This is a genomic window from Pseudomonas alkylphenolica, assembly GCF_000746525.1.
Taxonomy (GTDB): Bacteria; Pseudomonadota; Gammaproteobacteria; order Pseudomonadales; family Pseudomonadaceae; genus Aquipseudomonas; species Aquipseudomonas alkylphenolica.
The window spans coordinates 3,549,529-3,573,287 of sequence record NZ_CP009048.1 but is presented as its reverse complement, the minus strand read 5'-3'; the positions used below and the strand labels follow the sequence as shown (position 1 = coordinate 3,573,287).

21 protein-coding genes and 1 pseudogene are annotated in these 23,759 nt (G+C 61.5%); 16 read left to right on the top strand and 6 right to left on the bottom strand.

Annotated features, from left to right (window positions below; genetic code table 11):
* Window positions 1-135: 135 nt before the first annotated feature.
* Together PSAKL28_RS16295 and PSAKL28_RS16290 are read left to right on the top strand one after the other, a co-directional pair.
* Window positions 136-1,623 (top strand): NCS1 family nucleobase:cation symporter-1, encoded by a 1,488-nt coding sequence (locus tag PSAKL28_RS16295; RefSeq protein WP_038612443.1) that lies wholly within the window; start codon window positions 136-138, stop codon window positions 1,621-1,623.
* Window positions 1,624-1,668: 45 nt separating this feature from the next.
* Entirely contained in the window at window positions 1,669-2,952 is a 1,284-nt protein-coding gene (locus PSAKL28_RS16290; protein WP_038612440.1) for a Zn-dependent hydrolase, read from the top strand.
* An 80-nt stretch (window positions 2,953-3,032) separates the two neighbouring features.
* On the opposite strand, the gene PSAKL28_RS16285 is transcribed toward PSAKL28_RS16290, so the two are convergent.
* The gene (locus PSAKL28_RS16285; RefSeq protein WP_038612437.1) at window positions 3,033-3,902 is read right to left on the bottom strand and encodes a LysR family transcriptional regulator; all 870 of its coding nucleotides are present in this window, start codon (window positions 3,900-3,902) and stop codon (window positions 3,033-3,035) included.
* A gap of 279 nt (window positions 3,903-4,181) precedes the next feature.
* Here PSAKL28_RS16285 and PSAKL28_RS16280 point away from each other — a divergent pair, with 279 nt between their 5' ends.
* The 3 genes from PSAKL28_RS16280 (at window position 4,182) to PSAKL28_RS16270 (ending at window position 7,714) form a co-directional block, all read left to right on the top strand.
* Window positions 4,182-5,498, top strand: a complete 1,317-nt coding sequence (locus PSAKL28_RS16280; protein WP_038612435.1) for an MFS transporter — start codon at window positions 4,182-4,184, stop codon at window positions 5,496-5,498.
* A gap of 20 nt (window positions 5,499-5,518) precedes the next feature.
* Window positions 5,519-6,910, top strand: a complete 1,392-nt coding sequence (locus PSAKL28_RS16275) for an FAD-dependent oxidoreductase (protein ID WP_038612433.1) — start codon at window positions 5,519-5,521, stop codon at window positions 6,908-6,910.
* A gap of 96 nt (window positions 6,911-7,006) precedes the next feature.
* On the top strand, window positions 7,007-7,714 hold the full coding sequence (locus PSAKL28_RS16270; RefSeq protein WP_038612430.1) for a YebC/PmpR family DNA-binding transcriptional regulator: 708 nt from the start codon (window positions 7,007-7,009) through the stop codon (window positions 7,712-7,714).
* 27 nt (window positions 7,715-7,741) lie between these two features.
* Here PSAKL28_RS16270 and PSAKL28_RS16265 read toward each other — a convergent pair whose 3' ends face one another.
* A complete protein-coding gene (locus PSAKL28_RS16265; RefSeq protein WP_038612428.1) occupies window positions 7,742-9,061 on the bottom strand; it encodes a leucine-rich repeat-containing protein kinase family protein in 1,320 nt (439 codons plus the stop codon).
* Window positions 9,062-9,272: 211 nt separating this feature from the next.
* On the opposite strand from PSAKL28_RS16265, the pseudogene PSAKL28_RS16260 reads away from it, so the two are divergent.
* Window positions 9,273-11,138, top strand: a pseudogene (locus tag PSAKL28_RS16260) (propionyl-CoA synthetase); the annotation flags it as partial.
* 92 nt (window positions 11,139-11,230) lie between these two features.
* On the opposite strand, the gene nadE reads toward PSAKL28_RS16260, so the two are convergent.
* The 3 genes from nadE to PSAKL28_RS16245 are packed head-to-tail and all read right to left on the bottom strand — an operon-like array spanning window position 11,231 to window position 13,930.
* Complete coding sequence (gene nadE / locus PSAKL28_RS16255; RefSeq protein WP_051939436.1) at window positions 11,231-12,070, bottom strand: NAD(+) synthase; 840 nt, start codon at window positions 12,068-12,070, stop codon at window positions 11,231-11,233.
* On the bottom strand, window positions 12,067-13,281 hold the full coding sequence (gene pncB, locus PSAKL28_RS16250) for a nicotinate phosphoribosyltransferase (protein WP_038612426.1): 1,215 nt from the start codon (window positions 13,279-13,281) through the stop codon (window positions 12,067-12,069). The genes nadE and pncB overlap by 4 nt, the downstream gene beginning before the upstream one ends.
* Before the next feature lies 1 nt (window position 13,282).
* Window positions 13,283-13,930 (bottom strand): nicotinamidase, encoded by a 648-nt coding sequence (locus tag PSAKL28_RS16245; protein ID WP_038612423.1) that lies wholly within the window; start codon window positions 13,928-13,930, stop codon window positions 13,283-13,285.
* A 211-nt stretch (window positions 13,931-14,141) separates the two neighbouring features.
* Here PSAKL28_RS16245 and PSAKL28_RS16240 point away from each other — a divergent pair, with 211 nt between their 5' ends.
* Genes PSAKL28_RS16240 through PSAKL28_RS16230 form a run of 3 tightly spaced genes read left to right on the top strand, consistent with a single transcriptional unit; the run spans window position 14,142 to window position 15,928 of the window.
* Complete coding sequence (locus tag PSAKL28_RS16240) at window positions 14,142-14,711, top strand: nucleotidyl transferase family protein (RefSeq protein ID WP_038612420.1); 570 nt, start codon at window positions 14,142-14,144, stop codon at window positions 14,709-14,711.
* A 1-nt stretch (window position 14,712) separates the two neighbouring features.
* Window positions 14,713-15,426 carry an NUDIX hydrolase gene (locus PSAKL28_RS16235; RefSeq protein ID WP_051939434.1) on the top strand — a complete coding sequence of 238 codons (714 nt, stop codon included), beginning with the start codon at window positions 14,713-14,715 and terminating at the stop codon, window positions 15,424-15,426.
* A gap of 10 nt (window positions 15,427-15,436) precedes the next feature.
* A complete protein-coding gene (locus tag PSAKL28_RS16230) occupies window positions 15,437-15,928 on the top strand; it encodes an NUDIX hydrolase (RefSeq protein ID WP_038612415.1) in 492 nt (163 codons plus the stop codon).
* 10 nt (window positions 15,929-15,938) lie between these two features.
* On the opposite strand, the gene zapE is transcribed toward PSAKL28_RS16230, so the two are convergent.
* Window positions 15,939-17,036, bottom strand: a complete 1,098-nt coding sequence (gene zapE, locus PSAKL28_RS16225; protein ID WP_371261976.1) for a cell division protein ZapE — start codon at window positions 17,034-17,036, stop codon at window positions 15,939-15,941.
* A 235-nt stretch (window positions 17,037-17,271) separates the two neighbouring features.
* On the opposite strand from zapE, the gene PSAKL28_RS16220 reads away from it, so the two are divergent.
* From PSAKL28_RS16220 to PSAKL28_RS16190, 7 genes are all read left to right on the top strand, one after another.
* Window positions 17,272-17,775: a Csu type fimbrial protein gene (locus tag PSAKL28_RS16220; RefSeq protein WP_257011908.1), complete on the top strand. Its 504-nt coding sequence runs from the start codon at window positions 17,272-17,274 to the stop codon at window positions 17,773-17,775.
* A 50-nt stretch (window positions 17,776-17,825) separates the two neighbouring features.
* Entirely contained in the window at window positions 17,826-18,356 is a 531-nt protein-coding gene (locus tag PSAKL28_RS16215; protein ID WP_038612411.1) for a Csu type fimbrial protein, read from the top strand.
* A gap of 17 nt (window positions 18,357-18,373) precedes the next feature.
* Window positions 18,374-18,907, top strand: a complete 534-nt coding sequence (locus PSAKL28_RS16210; RefSeq protein WP_038612408.1) for a Csu type fimbrial protein — start codon at window positions 18,374-18,376, stop codon at window positions 18,905-18,907.
* Between the two features lie 27 nt (window positions 18,908-18,934).
* Window positions 18,935-19,414 (top strand): Csu type fimbrial protein, encoded by a 480-nt coding sequence (locus PSAKL28_RS16205; RefSeq protein ID WP_096335678.1) that lies wholly within the window; start codon window positions 18,935-18,937, stop codon window positions 19,412-19,414.
* 41 nt (window positions 19,415-19,455) lie between these two features.
* Window positions 19,456-20,247, top strand: a complete 792-nt coding sequence (locus tag PSAKL28_RS16200) for a fimbrial biogenesis chaperone (protein WP_038612405.1) — start codon at window positions 19,456-19,458, stop codon at window positions 20,245-20,247.
* A gap of 95 nt (window positions 20,248-20,342) precedes the next feature.
* Window positions 20,343-22,661: a fimbria/pilus outer membrane usher protein gene (locus PSAKL28_RS16195; protein ID WP_371262003.1), complete on the top strand. Its 2,319-nt coding sequence runs from the start codon at window positions 20,343-20,345 to the stop codon at window positions 22,659-22,661.
* Window positions 22,658-23,623, top strand: a complete 966-nt coding sequence (locus tag PSAKL28_RS16190) for a Csu type fimbrial protein (protein WP_038612398.1) — start codon at window positions 22,658-22,660, stop codon at window positions 23,621-23,623. Before PSAKL28_RS16195 ends, PSAKL28_RS16190 begins: the two co-directional genes overlap by 4 nt.
* Window positions 23,624-23,759: the final 136 nt, after the last annotated feature.

Sequence of the window (23,759 nt, the reverse complement as noted above, 5' to 3'; positions counted from 1 at the left end):
GTGTTCTGACAAAACGACCAGTGGTCTTGTCGTTCTTGACAGGTTGTGGAAATGGTCAAGATTTCTCATGGGTACCCGTGATTGCCCTTATGCCCGTGCAAGTACCTCCAAAAACACAAGAACAGTGGAGTGGCCATGCAGCAGACCCGATCGCAAGTGCGTGAACGTGATGGCTTGTATGAACTCGACGCCGGCAGCGACGTCCTCGACAGCCCCCGGTACAACCACGACATCGCTCCAACCAAGGTACAGGAGCGCACCTGGAACAAATGGCACATCACCGCGCTGTGGGTCGGCATGTCGATCTGTGTGCCGACCTATACCCTGGGCGGGGTGCTGACCGCTTACTTCGGCCTGACGGTGGGCGAAGCGTTGCTGGCGATCCTGCTGGCCAACACCGTGGTGCTGATTCCGCTGACGCTCAATGCCTTTCCCGGGACCAAGTACGGCATTCCCTTTCCGGTGCTGTTGCGTTCTTCGTTCGGCATCATCGGCTCCAACGTGCCGTGCCTGATCCGTGCCTTGGTTGCATGTGGCTGGTTCGGCATCCAGACCATGTTCGGTGGCCTGGCCATTCACCTGTTCCTCGGGTCGTTGTCGGCGGACTGGAAGGCCTTGGGCGGCACTGGCGAAGTGATCGGCTTCATGCTGTTCTGGTGCCTGAACCTGTGGGTGGTGCTGCGCGGCGCCGAGTCGATCAAATGGCTGGAAACCCTTTCGGCGCCGTTGCTGGTGCTGGTCGGTGCCGGGCTGCTGGTGTGGGCGTTGCCCAACGTGTCGATCAGTGAGCTGATGGCGCAGCCACCCAAACGTCCGGAAGGGGCCAGCGTCTATGGCTATTTCTTTGCCGGGCTGACCGCTATGGTGGGCTTCTGGGCCACCTTGTCGTTGAATATCCCCGACTTCAGCCGCTACGCCAAAAGCCAGAAAGACCAGATCCTCGGGCAGATTTTCGGCCTGCCGCTGACCATGTTCCTGTTCGCGGCATTGGGTGTGGTGCTGACCGCTGCCTCGGCGTCGCTGGTGGGGCAGACTGTGTCCGATCCGGTCAGCCTGATCGGGCATATCCAGAGCCCGGTGTGGGTGGCCCTGGCCATGGCCCTGATCATCATCGCCACCTTGTCGACCAACACTGCAGCGAACATCGTTTCGCCCACCAACGACTTCCAGAACCTTGCGCCCAAGTGGATCGGGCGCACCAAGGCGGTGCTGCTCACCGGCCTGGTCGGCTTGTTGCTGATGGCGCATGAGCTGCTGAAAAAGCTTGGGCTGATTGTCAGCGACGTGAGCCTGGAGAGTGTCTATTCCAACTGGCTGCTGGGTTATTCCAGCCTGCTCGGGCCGATTGCCGGGATCATGGTGGTCGACTACTTCCTGCTGCGCAAACAGACCCTGGACCTGGCCGGCCTGTACCGCGATGACGTCTACCCGGCCTGGAATGCCGCCGGCTTCATTGCCTTCGGGGTGCCAGTGGCGCTGACCCTGCTGTCGCTGCAAAGCCAGGTTTTCAGCTGGTTCTACGACTTTGGCTGGTTCACCGGCTCCGCCCTGGGCGGGCTGATCTACTACGCGCTCGGCCAGCTCAAGACTGCCCGTGCGGCCAACCTCAAACCCACCGTGTAGCGCCTATGGCCCGCAGAGGCCAGGCAGCAGATGCAGGAGAACAGCATGCAAACAGCACAGGACGTTCTGCAATCGACCCATCGGCATATCAACGGCGAACGCCTGTGGCAGTCGCTGATGGATCTGGCCCGGCTCGGCGCTACGGTCAAAGGCGGGGTGTGCCGCCTGGCGCTGACCGACCTTGATCGCCAGGCCCGCGACCTGTTCGTCAAATGGACTGAGGAGGCGGGTTGTACCGTCACTATCGACGGCGTTGGCAATATTTTCGCCCGCCGTCCAGGGCGCAACCCGCAGCTTCCGCCGGTGATGACCGGCAGCCATATCGACACCCAGCCCACCGGCGGCAAGTTCGATGGTTGCTTTGGGGTCCTGGCCGGGCTGGAAGTCATGCGCACTCTCAATGACCTGAAGATCGAAACCGAGGCGCCGCTGGAGGTGGTGGTCTGGACCAACGAAGAAGGCTCGCGCTTTGCCCCATGCATGATGGGCTCGGGGGTGTTCGCAGAGAAATTTACCCTGGAAGAAACCCTGGCCAAGACCGACGCCGAGGGCATCAGCGTCGGCCAGGCGCTCAACGCCATCGGCTATGCCGGGCCGCGGCCGGTCAGTGGTCACCCGGTGGGGGCGTATTTCGAAGCGCATATCGAGCAGGGACCAATCCTGGAGGATCAGCACAAGACCATCGGCGTGGTCCTTGGCGCCCTTGGCCAGAAGTGGTTTGACCTGACCTTGCGCGGTGTCGAGGCGCACGCCGGGCCGACGCCGATGCACCTGCGCAAAGACGCCCTGGTGGGCGCCAGTGCGGTGGTGGCGGCGGTCAATCGTGTGGCCCTGGAGCATCAACCGCATGCCTGTGGCACTGTCGGCTGTCTGCAGGCGTATCCGGGCTCGCGCAATGTCATACCAGGCGAGGTGCGTATGACCCTGGACTTCCGTCATCTGCAGCCGGAACGTCTGGATTCGATGATCGCCCAGGTGCGCGAGGTGATCAGCAGCACCTGCCAGCAGCATGGGCTGAGCCATACCTTGACCCCGACCGCGGACTTCCCGCCGCTGTACTTCGAACAGAGCTGTGTCGAGGCGGTGCGCAGTGCTGCTCAGGGCCTGGGGTTGTCCCACATGGACATCGTCAGTGGCGCCGGGCATGACGCGATCTTCCTCGCCGAGCTGGGGCCGGCTGGGATGATTTTCGTGCCTTGTGAAGGGGGGATCAGCCACAACGAAATCGAGAATGCCGCGCCCGAGGACCTGGCGGATGGCTGCGCGGTGTTGTTGCGTGCGATGCTGGCGGCGGCACAGGCGGTGGCGCGGGGGAGGGAAGCGGCGTAGGTCTGATCGCGGGGCAAGCCCGCTCCCACCGGGCGGAGTGGTTCACCCGGTGGGAGCGGGCTTGCCCCGCGATCGCGATATCAAAGACTATCCCGCACCATCTGCAAAAACGTCGCCACCAGACGCCGTGAGCTCTGCTCACGCAAGCACACCAAAGTCTCGGTCAGGCGCCGCTGACAATCGACAATCGGCAATGCACACACCCGCGCATCGGCGCCGAACTCGGCCGCCGACACCACACCGACGCCAATCCCCACCACCACCGCCTCGCGCGCCGCTTCCCGGCCTTCGACCTGAATCGCCGGACGAATGCGCAGGCCCGCGCGTTGCATTTCTTCTTCCAGGGTCTGGCGGGTCACCGAGCCCGGCTCACGCAGCACAATTGGCGTGTCATCCAGATCGGCCAGGCTGATCGAGCCACGGCTGGCCCAAGGGTGGTTATGCGAGACAAAGGCCACCATCGGATCGCTGCGCATCGGCACGCACAGCAGACGCTCGTCATCGACATCACGACCGAGCAGGGCCAGGTCGGCCTGATAATTGAATAGCCGTAGCAGCGACTCATCAGTGTTACCGGTCTCGATCTTGACGCTGATACCGGGGTACTGCTGACAGAACTGGGCGATTTGCGGCAGGACGTGCACCGGCGCATCCACCGCCAGTACCAGGGTGCCGGTCTGCAAGGCGCGTGAGTCCTGGAGCAGCTCATGGGCCTCGGCCTCTACGGCAAACAGGCGTTGGGTAATGCCCAGCAAGCGCTCACCCAGATCGGTCAATTGCACCGAACGCTTGTTGCGGTGAAACAGCAGCACGCCGAAGCGTTCCTCCAGTTTGCGCACCTGATCGGAGATGGCCGGCTGGGTCAGGAACAACCGTTCGGCGGCACGGGTGAAGCTGCCGTGCAGGGCAACGGCGTGAAAAGCTTTCAACTGAGCATGGGAAACCGACATCGCAGCACCTGTTACAAGCTGAGCTTATTTGTGAAATACGATAAATCGATTTTATTTATCAGTCAGTAATTGTTTCTATCTCCTCCAGCCCGCCACGTCACCTGCAGTGACCGGTGGGTCATGGAGCTGGCTGACAAGGCATAACAACACCCCTTGCTCCAGGTTCCATCTGACCAGGTGACGGTCCTGACCGGCCGTCACGCAGTGCGCAACACAAGAACAAAACAGGCGTTTTTTCAAATTCTGCCGGCACACTCAAGCTCCGAGGTCAGGGTCACCATGAATAAACACATTGCAGATATCAAGCGTTGGCGCGTGCAGATTTTTGCCATTACCTGGATTGCCTACGCTGCGTTTTACTTCACCCGCAAAGCGTTCTCCGTCGCCAAACTGGGCATCGGCGAAGACCCAAGCTTCACCCTCGATAAAATGGCCATGGCCAACCTCGACGCCATCTACCTGGCGGCTTACGCGGTAGGGCAGTTCACCTGGGGCATGCTCGCCGACCGCTTCGGGCCACGGGTGGTGGTGCTCGGCGGCCTGGTGATCTCGGCGGCGGCAGCCTTGGTGATGGGCAGTTACGCGACCTTCCCGATCTTCGCCACCTGCATGCTGGTCCAGGGCCTGGCGCAGTCCACCGGCTGGGCGGGGTTGTGCAAGAACATCGGCAGTTTCTTTCCGTCATCGCAGCGCGGGCGGGTACTGGGGCTGTGGAGTTCTTGCTACGCCTTTGGCGGCCTGGTCGCTTCGCCGTTTGCCGGCTGGTGGGCCTACACCCTGATCGGCAGCTGGCATGCGGCATTCTTCTCCAGTGCCGCAGTAGTAGCGCTGGTGGCCGTACTGTTCTTCTTCCTGCAGCGCAACAAGCCTGAAGACATCGGTCTGCCTGCGGTAGAGCCGGAGCCTGAAAGCATGGTGCCCGGTTCGACGATTTGCAGCGTCTGGGCGCCGCTGCGCGAGATTCTGCGCAACCGCACTGTGCTGACCCTGGGCCTGGCGTACTTCATGCTCAAGCCGGCGCGCTACGCGATTCTGTTGTGGGGGCCGGTGATGGTCTTTGAACAGATGCCCTCGGTGGGCAAAGTCGGTGCAGCGATCATCCCCACTGCCTTCGAGCTGGCCGGCTTGCTCGGGCCGATTCTGATTGGCCTGGCTTCGGACAAGCTGTTCGGCGCCCGACGCATGCCGGCCTGTGTGATCAGTCTGTTGGTACTCACGGTAGTGCTGGCGCTGTTTATGGGCGCGATGCAAAGCGGCAGCGTGATTTTGGTGGTGGCTTTGCTGTTTGTCATGGGCCTGACCCTGTATGGGCCCGACTCAATGATCAGTGGCGCGGCGGCCATCGACTTCGGCAGTGCCAAGGCCGGTGCCACGGCGGCCGGTTTCGTCAACGGCTGTGGTTCGGTGGGGGCAATTCTCGGCGGGCTGCTGCCGGGTTACTTCGACGGTGTCACGGTGTTCATCGTGTTTGCCGGCTGCGCGCTGTTCTCGGCGCTGGTGCTGGTGCCGCACTGGAACAGTCGACCGGCAACTGCCGAACACACCCCGGCCGTGGCCCCGAACACCGCCATGGCAATCAAACCGCTGCGCACCTGAAACCTTCAAGGAAGCCGATCATGAGACCCTTCTGGCTGCAACAGGCGCTGGATCAGGAACAATCCAGCGCATGCCCGGCGCTGGCCGCTGACACCCACTGCGATGTGTGCATTGTCGGCGGTGGCTACACCGGCCTGTGGACCGCGCTGATGCTCAAGGAACACAACCCGGCGCTGGACGTCGTGCTGATCGAAGCCGACATCTGTGGTGCCGGGGCCAGTGGGCGCAACGGTGGATGCGCCCTGTCATGGTCGGCCAAGTATTTCACCCTCGAACGCCTGTTCGGGATGCAGGAGGCGGTGCGCCTGGTCAAGGCCTCGGAGCAGAGCATCCATGCCATCGGTGATTTTTGCCGGGCCCATGGCATCGATGCCGACTACCGTCTGGACGGCACCCTGTACACCGCCACCAACCGCGCCCAGATGGGCGCCACCGATGGCGTGATTGCCGCCCTGGAGCGCCAGGGCATCAACTCGTTCCAGCGCTTGCCGGTGGAGCAGGTACAACGCCTGGCGGGCTCGGCCAAGCATCTGGAAGGCTGGTTCTCGCCGGCCGCCGCCACGGTACAACCGGGCAAGCTGGTGCGTGGCCTGCGCCGGGTTGCCCTGCAAAAAGGTGTGCGCATCCACGAAGGCACGGCCATGACCGGTTTGCAGGAAGGGCCCCAGGCCGGGGTGGAAACCGCCGGTGGCACGGTCCGCGCCGGCCGTGTGGTGCTGGCCCTCAATGCCTGGATGGCGCGGGCGTTCCCGCAGTTCGAACGCAGCGTGGCGATTGTCTCCAGCGACATGATCATTACCGAACCGCAGCCGCAGCTGCTGCGTCAGATCGGCTTGACCAGCGGCGTCAGCGTGCTGGATTCGCGGATATTCGTGCATTACTACCACAACACCAGCGATGGCCGGCTGATGCTCGGCAAGGGTGGCAATACCTTTGCCTACGGTGGCCGGATGCTGCCGGTGTTCGACCAGCCGTCGCCTTATGAGGCGCTGTTGCGGCGTAGCCTTGGGGAATTCTTTCCGATCTTGGCCCAGGTGCCGGTGGCGGCTACCTGGAACGGGCCTTCGGACCGTTCGGTGACCGGCTTGCCGTTCTTTGGCCGTCTGGGCCACCAGGGCAATGTGTTTTATGGCTTCGGTTATTCGGGCAGCGGTGTCGGCCCTTGTCATATGGGCGGGCAGATCCTTTCTTCACTGGCGCTGGGGCTGGATAACCCATGGACCCGCTCGCCGCTGGTCAACGGTCCGCTGGGCTATTTCCCGCCCGAACCGATCCGTTACCTGGGCTCGCTGATGGTGCGCAATGCCATTCGTCGCAAGGAGCAGGCCGAAGACCACGGGCATCGCCCGCGCCGCCTGGACGTACGCCTGGCGCGCTTTGCCGCGGCGGCGGGCAAAGCCGACAAGGCCTGAGTAGTTTTTTTGTCGATTGCCACCACGAGGACGTATAAACTGCACCCACTTTGCCGGTCGCTACCTGAACCGGCACCTGAAACAAAGAGAGTCGAGATGGGCGCACAGTGGAAAGCCAAGCATAGAGAAACAGCAGCCAACGCCAAAGGCAAGATCATGGGCAAGCTGTCCAAAGAGATCCAGATCGCCGCGAAGGCTGGCGCTGACCCGGACATGAACCCACGCCTGCGTTTGGCGGTCGAGCAGGCCAAAAAGGCTTCGATGACCCGCGAAACCCTGGAGCGGGCGATTCGCAAGGGTGCTGGGCTTGATGGCGACGCGGTGAACTACACTGCGGTGACCTACGAAGGTTTTGCCCCGCACCAGGTGCCGCTGATCGTCGAGTGCCTGACCGACAACGTCAACCGTACCGTGGCGCAAATCCGCGTACTGTTCCGCAAAGGCCAGCTGGGTGCTTCGGGCTCGGTGGCCTGGGACTTCAACCACGTTGGCCTGATTGAAGCCACCCCGAGCTCGGCCGACGCCGACCCGGAAATGGCCGCCATCGAAGCCGGCGCCCAGGACTTCGCAGAAGGTGAAGAAGAGGGCTCGACCCTGTTCATCACCGACACCACCGACCTGGATGCCGTGCAGAAGGCCCTGCCTGCTCAAGGTTTCACCGTTGTTTCGGCGAAGATCGGGTACACCCCGAAGAACCCGGTCAGCGGCTTGAGCGATGAGCAGATGGCCGAAGTCGAAGCCTTCCTCACGGCCATCGATGACAATGATGACGTGCAGAACGTGTATGTAGGTCTGGCTGGCTGATGTAAATCTTCAAGGCCTCATCGCGGGTCAAGCCCGCTCCCACTGGTGGGAGCGGGCTTGACCCGCGATTTGCTCACTGATCGCCGCAAACCCGGGCCGCTGCATGACATCAGGCTGTATGCACAAGCGTTGCACCGCGCGTAATTCCTCGCAGTCCTCCTCGCAGCATCCAAGCAATTCCCCCAGCAGCACCCCGAATGCCAGTACTTCGATCCGTTGCAAGGCTACCGCTGCAGTGCTGCCATCCTGCGGATAAAACGATGCCGCACCAAAATCGCCCAGCAGGCAGTCGCCCGCTTCATCACACAGAATGTTGTGCGCATACAGGTCGCCGTGAGTAATGCCATGCCCGTGCAAATGGGCAGCCACCGAAGCAATGGCACCTGCCAGTCGTCTGACCGATGACAGGCTCAGGCGCCGTTCAGCGGGGTAAGTGTCGCGGGTGCAAGAGGCCAGGCTCGGTGGCCCGGCCAGGTTGAACCAGCTCGGGTCGATCAGTTGCATCACCAGCGCAGGCAGTTGCTCGGGATGATTGTCGATACGCCCGGCCAGACGCACCAGTTGCCGATGATCGCCCGCAGCGATGCAGGCGGCCATCTCGTTCAGGGGGGAGCCATCGCTGGTCATCTGGCCTTTGTACAATTTGACCGCTACCGGTTCATCCTGCTCCCGCCAGCGGGCCTGATGGATCACGCCGGAGGCACCCTGGCCCAGCACCTGGGCCAGGCGCACATGCTGCCAATCGATGCGTGGGCAATGGCCGGGATCTTCAGGCGTGCAGAATGGCGCCGGCAGCGGATTGCCGGCATAGGCCAGCCAGGCCAGGCGCGGCATCTGCAGTAACCAGTCCGGCAACGCCTGCAGCTGGTTGGCAGCAATGCGCATCAGTTCAAGCTTCTGGCAGCGCGCGAGGCTGGCGGGCAGCGACTGTAAGCGGTTCCCGGCCAGCATGATCTTTTGCAGGTCCGCGCAGTCGCCCAGCGCCTCGGGCAACGCGGTTAGGCAGTTGTCCGTCAATATCAGTGCGCGCAGACGCTTGGGCAAGGCGTTGGGGCTGAGCTGTTCGATGCGGTTGCTCTTGAAACCCACGATTTCCAGCGCAGGGCACTGGCCGACACCCTCAGGCACGTGGGTAAAGTGGTTGTCCGAGCAGAACAGCACCTTGAGCCGGTGCAGGCGCCCCAGGTCATCAGGCAGTTCGCTCAGGCGGTTGCCGCTCAGGTTGAGGACTTCCAGGCTGTCGGCCAGATCGAAGATTTCCCGTGGGAAGTGTTCAAGCTCGTCGCTCAGATCGAGCCGGGTAATACCTGCCAGTCGGCCTGTCTTGAGGTCGGTGAGGGTGTGCATGAGGAGAACGCGGATCCGGTAAAAAAAGCGGTCGCCATGATAGCGGAATCGGTCCGCAGCAGGTGACTTGAGTGCCAGCCAGTCATCCGTGGGAGGCGGGCATGCATTTGTGCACATCCGATAAGACTTAAGTCATATGGCAGCCTCGTCACGTGCGTCCATACTCGACATTCGCCCTTTTAAATAACAACAAGTTCAGGGTTCAGTATCGATGACTTATCAGCACAGTTACGCCCATTCCATCGCCGATCCTGCTGCGTTCTGGGCCGATCAGGCCGATGACCTGGCCTGGTACCGCAAGCCACTGCAAACCCTCAGTGAAAACGCCGATGGCACCCATCAGTGGTTTGCCGACGGTCGCCTCAACAGCTGCTACCTGGCCCTGGACCATCAGATCGAACAGGGGCGTGGTGAGCAAACCGCGCTGATTTATGACTCGCCTGTGACCGGCAGCCAGCAACAATTCACCTATGTGCAATTGCGTGACGAAGTGGCGCGCCTGGCCGGATTGTTGCGCGAGCTTGGCGTGCAGAAGGGTGACGGGGTGATCATCTATATGCCCATGGTGCCCCAGGCGGCCATGGCCATGCTCGCCTGCGCCCGTATCGGTGCAGTGCATTCGGTGGTGTTCGGCGGTTTTGCCGCCAATGAGCTGGCGCTGCGGATCGACGATGCCCGCCCCAAGCTGTTGTTGACTGCCTCGTGCGGGCTGGAATTCAATCGGGTGATCGAATACAAGCCGCTGGTTGATCGCGCCCTGACGCTGGCCAAACATCAGCCGCAGCGGGTGCTGGTGCTGCAACGACCGCAAGCGCAGGCGACCCTGGTTGAGGGGCGCGATCTGGATTGGCACAGCGCTGTGGCCATTGCCAGCCCGGTGCCCCCGGTGGAGCTGGCGGCCGCCGACCCGCTGTACATCATGTATACCTCCGGCACCACCGGCAAACCCAAGGGTATCGTCCGCGAAAACGGCGGCAATGCCGTGGCCCTCGGCTTTGCCATGCGCCATATCTACGGCATGCAGGCCGGTGATGTGTGGTGGGGGATTTCCGATGTCGGCTGGGTGGTCGGTCATTCACTGATCGTCTACGGTCCGCTGATGAATGGCTGCACCACGGTGTTCTACGAGGGCAAGCCGATCCGCACTCCGGATGCTGGCGCTTACTGGCGGGTAGTCGAGCAGTACCGGGTCAACGGTCTGTTCTGTGCGCCGACCGCCATGCGTGCGATCCGCAAGGAAGATCCTGATGGCGAGCTGCTGCGCCGCTATGACCTGAGTTCGCTGCGCCAGTTGTTCCTGGCAGGAGAGAAGCTCGACTCCAGCACCCATCAGTGGCTGGAGTCGACCAGCGGCAAGACGGTCCATGACCACTGGTGGCAAACCGAGACCGGTTGGCCGGTCACCGCACCTTGCGTGGGGCTGGACGGCAGCGCGGCGCGGCCGGGGTCAAGCAATCGCGCAGTGCCGGGTTACCACGTGCGCGTGCTGGACGACGACGGCCAGTTGCTCGGTGCCCACCAGCAGGGCGCCATCGTCATTGCCTTGCCATTGCCGCCAGGTTGCAGCCAGACGCTGTGGGGCGATCACCAGCGCTACCTGGACGCTTACCTCTCGGCTTATCCGGGTTACTACCACACCGGAGACGGCGGCTACCTGGACGACGATGGTTTCGTCTACATCATGGGACGCACCGACGACGTCATCAACGTCTCCGGGCATCGGCTGTCCACGGGTGAGATGGAAGACCTGGTCGCCCGTCATCCAGCGGTGGCCGAATGCGCGGTGATTGGTGTGCACGACGAGATCAAGGGCCAGGTGCCATTGGCGCTGGTGGTGCTCAAGGACGGCCAGGGCATCAACGAGGCCGCCTTGCAGAGCGAACTGGTGGCGAGCGTGCGTGAGCAGATCGGCGCCCTGGCGTGCTTCAATCAGGTGCGGGTGGTCAAGCGCCTGCCCAAGACCCGTTCGGGCAAAATCCTGCGTGCGGTATTGCGCAAGATCGCCGATCAGCAGGCCTACACACCGCCCTCGACCCTGGATGATCCAGCAGTGCTGGGGGAAATCGAAGCGGTGCTGGCCAGTTTCGCTTGTGGGAGCGGGCTTGCCCCGCGAGGCGGTGGGACTGATACAGATCCATCGCGGGGCAAGCCCGCTCCCACACGACTGCGTCAGGGCGCATAGGGCAGGGCGCGTTTGTGGGCGGTCTTTGCGTAAGCGCCAATGATGATCTTGGCGCTTTGCGCAGAAACCGGCCTGCCGAGCAGGAAGTTGTCGATTTCATCGTAAGTGCAGCCGTAGGCCAATTCGTCCGGCTTGCCTGGGTCGAGATCTTCGAGGTCGGCGGTCGGGGTTTTCACTACCAGGTCTGCAGGCGCTCCCAGTACCAACGCGATCTGGCGGACCTGTCCTTTGACCAGGCCAGCCAGCGGGGTCAGGTCGCAAGCGCCATCACCGAACTTGGTGAAGAAGCCCATCACCGCTTCAGCCGCGTGATCGGTACCCACCACCAGGCACCCTTTATCACCGGCAATGGCGTACTGGGCGATCATGCGTGCGCGCGCCTTGACGTTGCCTTTGACGAAGTCGATCGCGTGCTCATCAGCGGTGTGCTGGCCGCTCAACGCACCCATCATGGCATCGACGGACTGGCCGATGTCGACAGTCAGGGTTTCATCGGGGTTGATGAAACGCAGCGCCTGTTGAGCGTCCTCTTCGTCACGCTGGACATAGAAGGGCAGGCGTACTGCGTAGAACTTTGCCGGGTAGCCTTCGGCCCGTAGTTGCTCAACCGCAATCTGGCAGAGCTTGCCTGCGGTGGTGGAGTCAACGCCGCCGCTGATCCCCAGCACCAGGCCTTTGGTGTGCGTGGCCCGTACACGTTCTTTGAGGAAGTCTATGCGGGTGGAGATTTCTTGCGCCGCATCTTTTGCCTCATCCGTCCACTGATTGACCTTGAGGTCGTGAGCGATACGAACAGCCGGGTTTTCAGATTGCAGATTAGCGCTCATTGCTGGCCCTCCTTGACGTTGAAAACCTGCTTCAGATACGACAGGTACTCCGGTGACTCACACTGCGACTTGCCCGGTGCATCGGAAATCTTGGCTACCGGCTGGCCCTGGCAGGTGACCATCTTCATCACGATGCTCAATGGCTTGACCCCTTCGACACCATTGGTGAGATCCGTGCCGATACCGAACGAGACGTTGATGCGGCCACGGAAGTGACGCAGGATCTCCAGCGAACGATCGCCCAGGTTCAGGCCATCGCTGAAAATCAGGGTTTTGCTGCGCGGATCGATGCGCAGTGACTCGTAGTGAGCAATCATGCGCTCACCCCATGCCAGCGGGTTACCCGAGTCGTGGCGGCAGCCATCGAACAGCTTCGCGTAGTAAGCGTCGAAGTCAGCCAAAAAGGCGTCCTGGTTGATCACATCCGTCAGGCACACGCCGACATCACCGCGATACTCCTTGACCCAGCCATCGAGTGCGGCCTTCTGACTGTCGATCAGGCGGGGGCCGAGTTGCTGGTGAGCCTGGTACCACTCGTGGGCGTTCGTGCCGATGGCTTTGATGTCCAGTTCGCGGGCCAGGTGTACGTTGCTGGTACCGACAAACACACCCGGGAAGTCACGCATCATCGTTTTAACGACTTCCTCCTGAGACTTGAAGGAGATCCTGCGCCGGGTGCCGAAGTCGGCCACTTTGAAATCAGCCAGCTCATCGGCGCTGGCGTTGGCTTTCAACCAGTCGAACTTCCTGTACAGGCTTTCACGTACCTGCTCCATAGACAGGTCGGGGTAAACATGGCGGTTACGGATCTCGCTGACGATGGCAAGGATCTTGATCTCGAATGGCGAGATTCCGACCCAGGGGCCGCGCGCGCGGATTTCCAGCTGGCCGTTGGCCTTGCCAACCTTCACGAACCGGGGCTTGAGGCGGAAGTCTTCCAGGTAGTCCACATAGTCATGCTTCATGAACGGGATGGCGCGCAGGTGGCGCAGCATGTCCTGGGTGCTGTGCAGTTCCTGAAGCTGTTCGATGGCCTCACGGATCTCACTGATGTAAGGCGTCAGATCTTCATTCGAGCGCACGCGCAAGGCCCATTCCGAGTCAGCCGCAGGGTACGAGTGATAGATAGCCTGGCCCATCGTCAGCTTGTAGAAATCGTCGTCGGTGGGTGAGCGGACGATTGGCTTGTTGTAGTCGAAGACACTTTCCATGTTACTTCCCCTCACTTACGAATTGGCTCAATTGTGCTTCAGTGTTCACCAGCACCGCGCCGGCATTTTTCATCGCCAGCAGTGCCTGTTCGGCATCCTCCTGACTGATCGCTCGGCAGGCAGGCAGGTACAACGCCACTTCAAAAACCGCGGCGAGCAATTGCAGCACCGTCATTTTCACGCAGTACTCAAGGGCAAGCCCGCCGACCAGTACTTTCCTGATGCCCCTGGCGCGCAACACTTCGATAACGCCGGTGGTCATTGCATCGTCGTGATAGACCGCGCCATAAGGGTGCAAGTCGAGCTCCAGGCCCTTGTAGACCATGTAACCGTATTCAGTGACTTTCGGCAGGCCGGGGAGAAGCTCGAAACCCGGCGTGCCAACGACGCAGTGTGGAACCCAGGTTTTGTCTGCGTGGGCAAGTCCTGTCGGGGCACCCATTTCGGCGTGAGAGCCGACAACCCATTTGGCATTGGGGCTGTGCGCATCCTTGCTGCCCACTCGAAAGCCGGCGAGCGAAGCCATGAAATTCAGTGCCGGAACGATTTCATCGCCGCCGGGCACCGGGAGTTCATCTGGGCAAAGCGGGCTGAACCCGCACTGTGCATCAACGTCAAAGCTAGCAATTTCGGATTGGGGGAAGTTCATCTCAGTGCCTCCGCTGTCGTCTTGAGCATATAGTGCGTGACACGTATTAAGTAGTCAACATGAATTATTGAAATACGCGAAAGCAGATCATGCAGTGTCATAATTTCAGGCGTTGAGTGAATATTTGCTGCTCTAGGGAAGGCCGCGGTTTTTCGATGATGCATTTGACTACATAATTCGTCATACGTACTATGTGCGAAAGGAGGGCGGCATGAGCAAAGCAAAACTGGCGGTATATGGCGGGGCGTTCAATCCTCCACACGCAGGGCACGCCCAGGTGATGGCTGCACTGCTGCCTCAAGCGAAGCAGGTGCTGGTGGTACCTTCGTTCTGCCACCCGTTTGGAAAGCAAATGGTGGATTTCGACTTGCGCGTGCAGTGGCTGGAAAAAATCGTCGGGGTTTTCAACGAGCCGCGCCTGGTTGTCGATGATTGCGAGCGTGAACTTTTCCGGCGCAAGTCGCCGATTTTCAGCATTGACCTGCTCAGGTTCATTGCCGATCGCTTCGGCCTGGACAAAAAAGACGTTGCCCTGGTGATGGGTGAAGACAATCTGAAGGTGCTTCACACGTTTCATGGCTACCAGGCGATCATGGACGAGTTTTCGGTCGTCACCATGCCGGAGACCATCAACGTCCACAGCACGATGATCCGTGATGCCCTCAAGGCCGGTGGCGACATCCCTTCAAGCTGGATAGCGCCAGGCCTGCGGATGACGGACTACCGGGTTTTCGCCGATACTGGGCGGATGTCGTCAGATCAATCGTTGAAGAGTGCGTAAAGTGAGTGAAGAACGAAGAGGGGCCATCCAGTCAGTCGATGTCGGGATCCTTCGATTCAATCGCGAGCTTGGCCGTGCGGAAATTCTCCTGCACAAGCGCCAGAACCCGGATGAACCTTATTTCGGCCAGTGGGCTTTGCCTGGCCTGGTCATCAACGGGGACACCCAGGATCAAAGCCTGGAAGCGGCGATCGACCGTCTTCTGCTTTCACCCAAGGTCGGGATTAGCGTTAGCCATTGCGAACAGGTGGTAACAGTCGGTAATGCCGTACGTGATCCCAGGGGCTGGGCCACGACCACCGTTTACATGGCCATGGTCGATGACACGGTTGATGTTGAAGGCGACAAACAGTGGGTAGACCTGGTTGCTGTCAGCGAGAAGAAGTTCTTGCTGGCGTTCGACCACAACGAACTGGTCGCCAGAATCAGGGCGCGTCTCGCGGGTAAATTCCGCTACACCAGCATCGGATTCGCCATGCTGCCGATGAAGTTCACCATGACTGATGTGATCACCTTGTTCTCGGTGGTCAGGGGCGCCAACCCGGCCAAGGGCAAGACCAGCATCGTCCAGCGGGTCAAGAAAATGATCGAAGCGCAGCTCATCGCGTTGACTGACGAGACCGTCCAGCTCGCCATGGGCCGGCCACAATACCTTTACCTCAAGCTCAAACCGGAAGTGATTTTCGAGTTTGACCGTGCACTGTCAGATGACTAAGGCGTAAATCATGAACGCACCGGAGCAGGCTTTTCAGATCTTGCTGGAGACCCCGTTCTTCAACGTAATCAAGCGCGGTAAGTACTTTATCGTGACCGAAGAGCATGAGGTCAACGCTGCTGTAATCCTGGCCAGGAATACCGAGGGCCAGTACCTGATGGTCCAGCACTACCGGGGTGCCATCGACCAGGATTCCCTGGAGCTGCCGCGCGGTGGCCGCAAGCCGAATGAAACCCTACTGGAGACCGCCAGGCGCGAGCTGCTGGAGGAGACCGGGTATATAGCGCAGTCCTGGTCGTTTCTCGGCAAGGTGCACACCAACACTTCACTGATCCGCAGCTCGGTCGAAGTGTACCTGGCCGTTGAAGCGGTGCAGGTGACAACGCAAACGGATGGCGAGACCAAGGGTACCTTGGTGTATTCCGAGGAAGAGATGAAAGGCCTGATCCGCGCCGGCAAGATCACCGACGCCCACACGCTGTCAGCCTGGGCAATGCGCTAGTGTCGTATCTTCAGCCGATCTGGCGCAGTTGACCCAGACGGCTGCGAGTCCGGGCCAGATCACTGGCCATGCCTTGCAGGCTCTCGTCGAGCGGCGCTGCGCCGATCAGCACCAGGTGCTTGTCCTGGTCATAGAGCACATCCACCAGGTTGATGAAGCGCTGTTGCTCGGCGATCGAGCACTGCTCCAGGCACGGCAGGCCGTCGAGGATCCAGTGATCGAAACGCCGGGCCAGTTCCAGGTAGTCGATGACGGCCGTGGGCTGTTCGCAGAGCTGGGCAAAATCAAATCCCACTGTGTCTTGCCGGATGAGCCGCGCCTGCAGCTCGCGCTTGCCCACCTGCAGGGGTATCGAGACCTCGCCCAGCAAAGGCAGTCGCAACGCCTGACGTTGTTCCGGGCTGCCAGGGCAGAGGTAGTGGCCTTGAGTAAAACGCTGCTGACTGGCGGCGTTGGGCAGGCTGCGGTAATCCTGCTCACCATCGACCTGCAGCACCTGCATCTGGCTGTTGATCAGGTTAATGACCGGCTTGAAACGCTGGTGATAGAGCGGATTGGGCAACAGCCCCTCAGGCGCGTAGTTGGAGGTCACCAGGACAAAAATGCGCCGGGCGAACAAGGCCTGGAACAACCGGGTGATCAGCATCGCGTCGCCGATGTCGTGGACATGGAACTCATCGAAGCACAACACCTGGCAGGCCTCGAGTAACTGATCCAGGGTACAGGCCAGAGCATCGTCCTGGTGGCGGTGTTCGAACATGCCTTGATGCAGGCGGGCGAAGAAGTCGTGAAAGTGCAAGCGGCGCTTGTGCGTGTGGGGCAAGGCCTGGAAAAAACCATCGAGCAGCCAGCTTTTGCCGCGACCGACCGCTCCATGCAGGTACAGGCTGCGGGCCTGGCCGCTTTCCAGGCGGGCGGCCTGGGTTGCCATGTGTTCGATGATCTGCAACTGGCCGAGACTCAGGGTGTAGCCCTGGGTGGCGGCCTTGTTGCGAAAATACTGACGAACGCTGTCAGCGCAGTCGGTTTCGTCGTGCGCCACAGCCCCGAGGCGTCGGCGCAGAGCACGTAGCGGCGAACGTATCCAGGAGGTCGGCAGGGCAGGCAATCTGGGCTCCTTGAGGTTAATGCGACTCAAGGACCGGCTTGAGCAAGCGCGGCTAATTTAACCAATATGTTCCACAGCTGCCAGCACTCCCTACCGGGCTAGCCTGGCGAAAAATCCTATACCGGATTTGTACGTTTTCTCGCTGGCTGGCAGCTTTTTTCTCGGCTGCTACCCTCAAGGTCAGGTTAAACCTGCATTCAAGGACGCGATGGTGAAGGGATGCTCTCTGGCGGTGATGCTCGGGCTGGTCGTTGCTGACGCTTCGATCGCCGCCCAATTCATGGTTGAGGTCAAAGTGCATGTGCAGCGCGGCTGCGTACTTGTCCATCAGCCCCGCGAGGCCGGTGCACAGGCGCTGGGCGTCCTCGACTTCGGCAGCGCGGCCCGGCTGGACGCGCCATCCGGCCCCATGACCGCTCAGTTACTGAACCAGCGCCCGCCGCGGCTTGAGTGCAACCCTGACACCAGCTACCAGGTCCAGGTCGACGCCGGTCAACACGGCGGCGTGGGCGAAGTACGCTACCTGACCAGCGCCCAGCCTGCGGCCCGGCCGATCCCGTATCGCCTGTACCAGGATCCGGCCTGGCGCGTGCCGCTGCCGGTCAACGTGATACAGCATGCGCGAGTGCCCGCCAGCGGTTCGCTGGAGCTTCCGTTGTATGCCCGTATCGACCGTCTTGCCCAGGTGCCAGCGGTTGGACGTTATTCGGATTTGCTCAAGGTGACCGTCACCTGGTGAAGGTCACTGTGTCGCCTGCTCAAGAGGTGCTTGCTAAAGGAACTGGCAGCATGAAAAAAGCCCTGTTGTTGAGTATCGGCCCGTTGTTACTGGTGAGCCCTGACGTCTTCGCTGGTATGAGCGGGCATATCCAGGCGCGACTGGTGATCAGTGCCGCCTGTCAGATCAGTAGCGACTCCGGCAGCAGTATCGATGCCTCCGGAGCCGGTGTGCTGGATTTTGGCAGCCAGGGCCCGAGCTGGACCAACCCGCTGCATTCGCGCCTGGATGAAGTGGGTGAAGCGGGCAGCCTGCAGGTGCGCTGCAACCCTTCGGTACGGGCTTTTAGCGTCAGTATCAATGGCGGCGCTAATGGCGATGGGGCCAATCGCCGCCTGCGCAATGGCCGCGAGCTGATTCCCTATCAACTGTCGGCCGACCTCTCGGGTGCGGCCCGCTATGGCATTGGCCAGCAGCGCAATTTCGCCATCAACAGTGCCGCGCAGATCCCCATACCCATCTACGGCGCGGTACTCGCCCATCCCAAGGCGCTGCCGGCCGGCATCTATCGCGACACCCTGATGGTGACCCTGGACTGGTAACACGCAAGGAGTGACTCATGCATCCTTACATTTCTCGATTGCTCTTCGCCGGCGTCGGCTTCGCGCTGTGTACGCAAGCCCAGGCGGCGAGCGTAACCGGGCAGATCAATGCCACTCTGACTTTGACTGCCAGCTGTCAGGTCAACGGTGCCAGCGGCAGCAGCGGTGTGAACTTCGGTGCGCTGGATTTCGGCACCCAGGAAGCGTTGTTCACCCAGGCGCCGGGCCAGGTGCTGGGCGGTGGTGGCGGGGCGATGAGTATCCTCTGCTCCAGCGGTACGGTGCCGGTGGTGAAAATCGGTACCGGTGCGCACGACGCTCAGTCTGCCGGCGGCAACCGCGCGCTGGCCGATGGTGCTGGCAACTTCGTGCCTTATGACTTCTATACCGATGCAGGGCATACCCAGCCGTTGGCGATCAACGGCACGATCACGCTGCCGACCAGCATCGGCGTCGCGCAGACGGTCAACCTCTATGGCCTGGCCAAGGGCAAGGCTGGCCTGCCGGCCGGGGTCTACGCCGACACGGTGAACGTCGAGTTGAGTTTCTGAAGCGTGTTGCGTCCGCTGCACGGGCTAATGATGGTGCTGATATGGATTGCCCCTGCGCCATTGACAGCGCAAGTCAGCAGCAGCTTCCAGGTCAGTGCCCAGGTGGTGGCAGGATGCCTGGTGGTCGGCGGTGGGAGTAACTACGGCAACCTCGACTTCGGCAGCTATTCGGCGCTTTCCAGCGGTCCTGTCAGCACTGCACTTACCGGCACCAGCGTGACCCTGCAATGTACGCCGGGGGTGGCCCTGAGCATGAGCATCGGTGGCGGACAGAACAACAGCAGTGGCACCCGCAATCTCAAACGCAGCACGGGCTCGCAGTTGCTGGCCTATCAATTGTTTCGTGACGCCGGTCTCAGCCAGAGCCTGGGCATCGACCAGAGCGTCGCAGTGACCTACAGCGACCCCAATGCGATCAAGTTGCCGGTGTACGCTCGGGCGCAATTGAGCGGCAACCTGCCGGCTGGCAGCTACACCGATGTGGTGCAAGTGGTGCTGACCTGGTGAGAGGACTTGCCAGGTGTATTCGACAAGCAAGGAGACTGCGGATGAGGGTAAGCGCTGGCAATTCGCGCGGGGTAATCAAAGGGCTGGGCTTGATGCTGGCGGTGCTGTCGGGCGCCCCCTTGCAGGCGGCTACCTCGGTGCTGATCTGGCCGATTGATCCGGTGCTGGAGGCTGACCAGAAAGCTGCGGCGCTGTGGCTGGAAAATCGCGGCACAGCACCGGCCAGCCTGCAGGTGCGAGTGTTCGCCTGGCGCCAGGGCGACTACGACGATCAGTACCAGGCCCAGCGCGAGATTATCGGCAGCCCACCGGTGGCGACTATCGCCCCTGGGCAAAAGCAGTTGATCCGTCTGACCCGCACCAGTGCCTCCCCGGCGGGCCAGGAACAAGCCTACCGGATCATTATCGATGAGATCCCCCCGGCGTTGCCGGACGCCACCAACATTGACAAGCCGCAAGCTGCGATCCGTTTTCAGATGCGCTACTCGGTACCGTTGTTCGTCTACGGCCAGGGCCTGTGGGGCAAGCCGGACACCAGCGGCCAGCGCGACCCGAATAGTGTAGGCAAGCCGGCGCTGAGCTGGCGCGAGGTCTCGGTGCAGGGCCGACCTTATGTGGAAATTCGCAACACCGGGCCTATGCATGCGCGCCTGACCGACGTGGTGCTGCAACAGGGGGGGCAACACCGTCCGCTGGTCGAAGGCCTGCTCGGCTATGTGCTGCCTGGCGCCAGCATGCGCTGGCCGGTGCCGCAACCGATGACCGCGGCCACGGTGCTCAAGGGCCGGGTCAATGGTCAGGAACCGGCCCAGACCCTGAGCCAGGGGCAATAAACGCTCAGTGATACTGCGGGAACAGGGGCCAGGGAGGACCCGGTAATGGTTGGATACCGTGTGTGAGTATTTCACCGGCCACGACCCGCTCGCGGGTGCTGGCGGCCTGTGCGCTGCTGGTGCTGGGCTGTGGCCCGTTGCTTGGCGCCGAGCTGCCACCGCCACCGTCCAGCCTGCAAGCGGTTGGCGATGCGCAGTTGTACCTGGAGCTGGTGGTCAATCAGATGAGCAGCCCTGAGCTGGTGGCGGTGCAGCAACGCGCCGGGCGCCTGTACATGGCCACGGCGGACCTGCAGGCGGCGGGTATCCAGGTCCCAGGGCTGAGCGGCGCTGAAGTGGCCCTGGACACGATCAGCGGTCTGCACACCGACTACGACAGTCAGGGCCAGCGCCTGCTCTTGCAGGTGCCAGCCGCCTGGTTGCCGACCCAGGCCATCGGTAATCGTCAGCTGTACCCGGCCAGCGATGCCCGCAGCAGCTTTGGGGCATTGCTGAACTATGACCTGTACCTGAACGACACCGACGACGGCGGCACCTACCTTGCCGCCTGGAACGAGCTGCGCCTGTTTGACAGCTGGGGCACCTTATCGAGCACCGGGCAGTGGCGCCAGGCCCTGGATGGCAACGAGTTCGATGACAGCCAGCGCGGCTATCGGCGCTACGACACCACCTGGCGCTATACCGACGAAGCGCGCCTGCTGACCCTGGAAGTGGGCGACGTGCTCAGTGGCGCCTTGCCCTGGACCAGTTCGGTACGCCTGGGCGGCGTGCAGGTCTCGCGGGACTTTGCCGTGCGCCCGGACCTGGTCACCTATCCCTTGCCGGCGTTTGCCGGTGAGGCGGCGGTCCCCTCATCGCTGGATCTGTTCATCAATGGCTACAAAAGCTCCAGTGCCGAGTTGCAGCCTGGGCCCTACACCCTGACCAACATCCCCTTCATCAATGGTGCCGGTGAGGCGGTAGTGGTGACCACTGATGCCCTGGGGCGCCAGGTGTCCACCACCTTGCCGTTCTATGTCACCAGCAACTTGCTGCAAAAGGGTTTGAGCGATTTCTCGGTTGCCGCCGGCAGCCTGCGTCGCGACTATGCCTTGCGTGACTTTGCCTACGGCCCGGGCGTGGCCGCCGCCAGCCTGCGCTACGGCCTGAGTGAGCGCTTCACCCTGGAAAGTCACGTCGAATCCGCTGAATCCCTGACGCTGGGCGGTGTGGGTGGCAACTGGCAGGTCGGCAACTGGGGCGTGGTCAATGCGGCGCTGAGCCAGAGCAGCTTCGACAGCCGTAGCGGCCAGCAATGGAGTCTGGGCTACCAGTACAACAGTCCGCGTCTGGGCTTCAATTATCAACTTTTGCAACGACGCGGCGATTACGCCGACCTGTCACTGGTCGACAGCCCTTACACGCGCCTGAGCCAGCGCAGTGAGCAAGTCACCCTGAGCCTGAACCTGGAGCGCTACGGCAGCCTGGGTGCTGGCTACTTCGATGTGCGTGCCGGTGACCACAGCCGTACTCGTCTGCTCAACCTGAGCTGGAGCAAGCCCTTGTGGGGCAACAGCAGCCTGTACCTGTCGGCCAACCGCGAGATCGGTGACAGCCAATGGGCTGTTCAGGCGCAATGGGTGATCCCGTTCGACATGAGCGGCACCTTGAGCCTGAGCCTCGAGCGCAACAACAACGGCGAAAATTTGCAGCGGGTCAACTACAGTCGTGCGGTGCCGGCGGGCGGCGGCGTGGGCTACAGCCTCGGCTATGCCGAGGGTGACCGCGAGGCCTATCGTCAGGCCGACCTGACCTGGCGCCTGCAGTCGGTACAGTTGCAGGCTGGCGCCTATGGCACGGATGGCGACACCACGCGCTGGGCGGATGCCAGCGGTTCGCTGGTATGGATGGATGCCGGGGTGTTTGCCGCCAATCGCATTGACGACGCTTTCGTTGTGGTCAGTACCGATGGTTTTGCCGATGTCCCGGTGCGCTACGAGAACCAGCTGGTCGGCCGCACCGACAGCAACGGGCATTTGCTGGTGCCCTGGAGCAGCGGTTACTACCGGGGGAAATACGAGATCGACCCGATGGAGCTGCCCAGCACCGTGCAAGTGCCGCAGGTCGAGCAACGTCTGGCGGTGCGCCGCGGTACAGGTTATCTGCTGGAGTTTCCGATGCAACGGGTGGTAGCGGCCAGTATCCACCTGGTCGACGCCGCGCAGCGCGATCTGCCGCTGGGCAGCCAGGTGCGGCATGAACAGAGTGGCGCTCGCACCGTTGTAGGGTGGGACGGGCTGGTCTATCTGGAAGGGCTGGCCGAACACAACAGCCTGGAGGTCGAACGCAGCGATGGTGGCAACTGTCGTGTGCAGTTCCGTGTCGAGGACGATCAATCGCAGGTACCGCTGATCGGGCCGCTGGTGTGCCAATGAAGCGTCTGTTGGCGGTCCTGACGCTGCTGCTCACTACTCAGGTACAGGCCCAGTGCTTGGTGGTGGCAACCAACCCGGCCAGTTTTGGCTCGCTCAACTCGACGCAGGTGCGCAATGTGGTGCAGTCCGCCTCCGCCAGCAACGCCGGCCTGCAGTGCACCGGCTCGCTGCTGAGCCTGTTGGCCAGCGACGACCATTTTTATGCCACCTTCACCCCGCTCGGCGGTACCAGCGGGCTGGTCGGGCCCACCGGTGATGTGATCACTTACACCTTGTATGCCAACAACACCACCAGCTTTGCTATTAACCGCAACCAACGTTTTGATTTTGCCCGCAATGGCATTATCGATGCGCTCGGGCTGCTCAACGGCACTTCGCCCAAGAGTGTGCCGATCTACCTGAAAACCCTGATTGGCAGCAATGTCGCCGCTGGCCTGTATCAGGAAACGTTCTCGGTGGAGTGGGATATCAATTACTGCTATGGCATTGGGCTGCTCGGCGCATGCATCGGTCGTCAGATTTTGACGCAATCGACCAGTCTGACCATCAACTTGACGGTGACCAACGATTGCCAGATCACCACGCCGGCCATCAGCTTTGGCAGTGCCCCGGTGATCAGTGGCTTTACTGCGGTCAATCAGAGCATCAACCTGTCCTGCACCAAGGGCAGCAACTACACGGTGGGCCTGGATGACGGTCAGAATGCGGCGGGTGGGCGGCGGCGGATGAAGTCCAGTGCCAATAACTACCTGGCCTATGACATTTTCAAAAGTGCTGGCACGCAGCGCTGGGGCGTGCTCTCCAGCGCCCGGCGCGCCAGCAGTGACGCCGACATCAACCCAGGGGCGGGTACCGGGACCGGTAGTCAGGTGTTCAACTACAACGCCAAGGTTTATTCCGATCAGGCCACACCGCCGGCTGGCACCTACCTGGACAGTGTGATTCTTGACGTGCAGTTCTGATGCTGAAGTCAGGTTGTGCCCGGTGAATTTTCCCCGGTTGCCGAGCCTCAAGCGCATGCCGGTGGTCATTGTCTGGTGCAATATTTACGAATTGCGGGAACTATCTACACTAGGATTTCTCTATCATGGCACCGCT